Raw genomic sequence first — 4,108 nt, forward strand, 5'->3', positions numbered from 1 at the left:
ACCGCCCAAAGCTCGCCCCAGTTCTCCGCCCCGTGTCCGCCTCACTGCGGCTCCGCTGTCGCTCCGCCGCTTTTTCGCGCGCCTGCGCGATTCATTCTCTTTTGGCGGCGGCGCGCGGTTGAGCTTTGACCCGAATGGTACCGTTCTTTTTCTGAAGAAAAAGAATCAAAAAGACTTTAGAGCGCATCCCTACGGGATGCTCTGGCCGGGTCTAACCGCATACGCAAGACCGCAGCCCAGACCCTAAAGCTCGAACAATGATAAATGGATTAGATCACGATACGACGTAAGGCGTAGACACACCCGTCGCCTGCCCGCGAAACGGCGACCGCCGCTCCACAAGCATTCCCGCACAACGACATCCGCCACGAGGCGAACGCCCGGGCCGCAGAAGCCCGTCCCAGATAAGTCAGAAAAAGATCCGTCGATTGAAATACCGGACTCCGCAACGCCCGCCGCATCCCCGTCAGCCAAAAACAACGCACCTCGGACAGCCCCGTCCGCACGCCGCCCAACCCCCTCGAAAAGGCATCGCCCTCACCCGTCAACGGCAAAATATACCCTTCACCCTTCGCCGAAGCATCCGCCGTCAGCGAAGCGCTATCGACCGTAACCGGCACCGACAACCGCCCCGCTGCCGACACGACGCGCGTCGCACCCGCTACAACCAGCAGGACGACACAAACCAGCGGAATATAGATCGACAAACGACGCATCGAGGATAAAGATAACGAAATTTTCGGATGCGGGATCCGAATTTTCGAAATCGCATTTCATGCAAAAACGATACCAAAATCTGCTGCCTGCCCCCCGTGAATCGGCAGAAAAAGTTATCTTTGTTTCGCTGTCGGCCCGGCCCCCGGTGTCGGCCCTGCTTTGCGAACCAACCAAACTCTTTTTTTAAGCCTATGAAAAACCTATGGATAAGCCTTTTGGGAATCGGCGCGATCGTCGGCTGCGGCGCAGTCCGGGCCCAGAGCTTTACCGAATGGCAAGACCCCGCGGTGAATACCGTGAACCGGGCTCCGATGCGGGCCTCGTACTTTGCCTACGAGACTCCGGAAAAAGCGATCGCCGCCGAACCGGAACAATCCGACCGCTACCTGTCGCTGAACGGCAAATGGAAATTCTTCTTCGTCGAAAACGCCGACCAGCGGCCCGCCGACTTCTACAAAACCGACTACGACTCCAAGGGGTGGGAGACGATCTCCGTGCCCGGCATCTGGCAGGTGAACGGCTACGGCGACCCGGTCTACATCAACCCAGGCTATCCGTGGAGCCATATCGAACGGCCGACCCCGCCGCGCATTCCGTCGCAGGATAATTATGTGGGGTCGTATATCCGCGAAGTGCGCGTGCCGGCGGACTGGAAAGGCGACGCCATCTACATCCACTTCGGGAGCGTCACCTCGAACCTCTACCTGTGGGTGAACGGGCGGTTCGTCGGATACAGCGAGGACAGCAAGCTCGGGGCGGAGTTCGACCTCACGAAATACCTCGTACCGGGGCGGGAAAACAAGATCGCCTTTCAGGTCTTCCGGTGGTGCGACGGGAGCTTCCTCGAAGACCAGGACTTCTGGCGGCTCAGCGGGCTGGCCAGAGGCGTCTATCTGTACGCCCGACCGCAGACCAGATTGGAAGATATCCGTGTGGTGACCGACCTCGACAGCCAATATAAGGATGCCACCCTGAAAATCGACGCCGATGTCGTCCATGCCACGGGTGCGACGCGAGTCGATGTGGCATTGATCGATCCGGCGGGCAAGACCGTCGTTTCGGAACAAGGCATCAGGCCGGGCAAGGGAGGAGTCGTTCGGCTGGATATTCCGGTCGAGAATCCGGCCAAGTGGAGCGCGGAATCTCCGACCCTCTACCGATTGCTCGTCACGGTCGACAACGGCAGCGGCAAGGCCGAAGCGCAGGAGTATATTCCGCTCAACGTCGGATTCCGCAAAATCGAAATCAAAGATTCGCAGGTGCTGGTCAACGGGCAGCCGGTGCTCTTCAAGGGGGCTGACCGGCACGAGATCGATCCGACCTACGGCTACCACGTGCCGCGCGAAACGATGCTCCGAGACATCGAAATCCTGAAACGGTTCAACTTCAACGCCGTCCGGACGTCGCACTACCCGAACGATCCGTATTGGTACGAGTTGTGCGACCGATACGGCATCTATGTGATCGACGAAGCGAATGTCGAGGCGCACGGGATGGGTTACGGCAAGGAGAATCTGGGGGGCGACGCCCGGTTCGAACGGGCGCACGTCGAACGGGGATCGCGGATGGCCCTGCGGGACAAGAACCATCCGTCGGTCATCTTCTGGTCGCTGGGGAACGAGTCGGGCGACGGCGCCAATTTCCGCAAGGAGTACGAGTGGATCAAAAACTACGACCCGACGCGTCCGGTGCAGTACGAGCGGGCGATCTGGGATGCCGGGGACACGACCGGTACGCACTACAGCGACATCTGGTGTCCGATGTACACCGGGGTACTCGAGATGGAACGATTGGGCAAGGATCCGTATCTCGGGCGGCTGGACGGACGGCCGGTGATCTTGTGCGAGTATGCGCATGCGATGGGGAACTCTTTGGGCGGCTTCAAGGAGTACTGGGACGTGATCCGAAAATATCCGAACCTCCAAGGGGGCTTTATCTGGGACTTCGTGGATCAGGCGCTGCGGGGGTACGACAAGGCGGGAAACATGATCTACACCTACGGCGGGGACTACGGGAAGTACACCGTGTCGGACAACAACTTCAACTGCAACGGCCTCATCAATCCGGATCGCGAGCCGAATCCGCACATGTACGAGGCGGGGTACGTCCAGCGGTCGATCCTGACGACGCCGGTCGATTTGCAGAAGGGGATCGTGGAGGTCTACAACGAGAACTTCTTTATCGACCTCTCGCGGTACTATATGGTATGGCAACTGCGCGACAACGGGACGGTGGTGAGACAGGGGATCGTGCCGGAACTGAACGTCGCGCCGCAACAACGGGCGCAGGTGGCTTTGCCGGGCTACGCCGTACCGGCTTCGGCGACGGGCGAACTGATGCTCGATGTGGAATACGTGCTGAAGGCTCAGGACGGGATTCTGCCGGCGGGAACGGTGGTGGCGTATGACCAGATGACGGTGCGGCCTTACCAAGCTTGGGGAGCCACGGTGGCGGCGACGCCGGGCCTCCGGCCGGTCATCGAGCCGAATACGCGGGCGATCGTCGTCGTGGCGGGCGACAACAAAATCTATTTCAGCCGATGGACGGGACTGATGACGGACTACACGCTGGACGGCAAGGAGTTGGTCGAAACGGGCTGCGCATTGCGGCCGATGTTCTGGCGCGCGCCGACCGACAACGATTTCGGAGCGGGACAACAGAAGCGGTTCGCACTGTGGAAAAATCCGGAGATGCGGCTCAAATCGATCAAAGATTCGACGCTGGCGGATGGTAATATTCTGGTGACAAGCGTGTTCGATCTGCCGAAACTCTTTGCGACCCTGACGATCGATTACACGATCAACGGCACGGGCGAGATCGCGGTTTCTCAGAAACTGACCACCGATCCGACGAAGGAGAAGATGCCGCATCTGTTCCGGTTCGGGATGGAGCTGACGATGCCACAGGCGTTCCGGGCGATCGACTTTTACGGACGCGGGCCGGTGGAGAATTATATCGACCGGCAGGGGGCGGCTCGGATCGGACGCTACGCCCAGGCGGTGGATGATCAATATTGGGGCTACGTCCGGCCGCAGGAGAGCGGCAACAAGAGCGACCTGCGGTGGTGGCGGCTGACCGATCCGGACGGCACGGGCATCACGATCGAGTCGGACGCCCCGTTCGAGGCGTCGGCATTGCCTTATGCCATGGACGATCTGGACGACGGCCTGGAAAAAGGGCAACGTCACTCGGGGTCGCTCGTGAAGCGTGACTTCGTGACCCTCAACATCGCTTCGCGGCAGATGGGCCTCGGGTGCGAAGACAGCTGGGGGGCTTGGCCGCTCAGGGAGTACCTGCTGCCGTATGGGGACTATGAGTTCAATTTCGTGCTCAAGCCGACGACACGGAAATAACCCTCTTCCTGAAACACACAGGTCGGGCGGTAGCGAAC

The 4,108-nt window shown here is 60.0% G+C and carries 2 protein-coding genes; one reads left to right on the forward strand and one right to left on the reverse strand.

Going from position 1 to position 4,108, the window contains the following annotated elements; genetic code table 11:
- Nucleotides 1-269: 269 nt before the first annotated feature.
- The gene (locus QZ302_RS09075; RefSeq protein WP_294594656.1) at nt 270-716 is read right to left on the reverse strand and encodes a hypothetical protein; all 447 of its coding nucleotides are present in this window, start codon (nt 714-716) and stop codon (nt 270-272) included.
- 192 nt (nt 717-908) lie between these two features.
- Here QZ302_RS09075 and QZ302_RS09080 point away from each other — a divergent pair, with 192 nt between their 5' ends.
- Complete coding sequence (locus QZ302_RS09080; protein WP_294594658.1) at nt 909-4,070, forward strand: glycoside hydrolase family 2 TIM barrel-domain containing protein; 3,162 nt, start codon at nt 909-911, stop codon at nt 4,068-4,070.
- Nucleotides 4,071-4,108: the final 38 nt, after the last annotated feature.

This window comes from uncultured Rikenella sp., assembly GCF_910579375.1.
GTDB lineage: Bacteria > Bacteroidota > Bacteroidia > Bacteroidales > Rikenellaceae > Rikenella.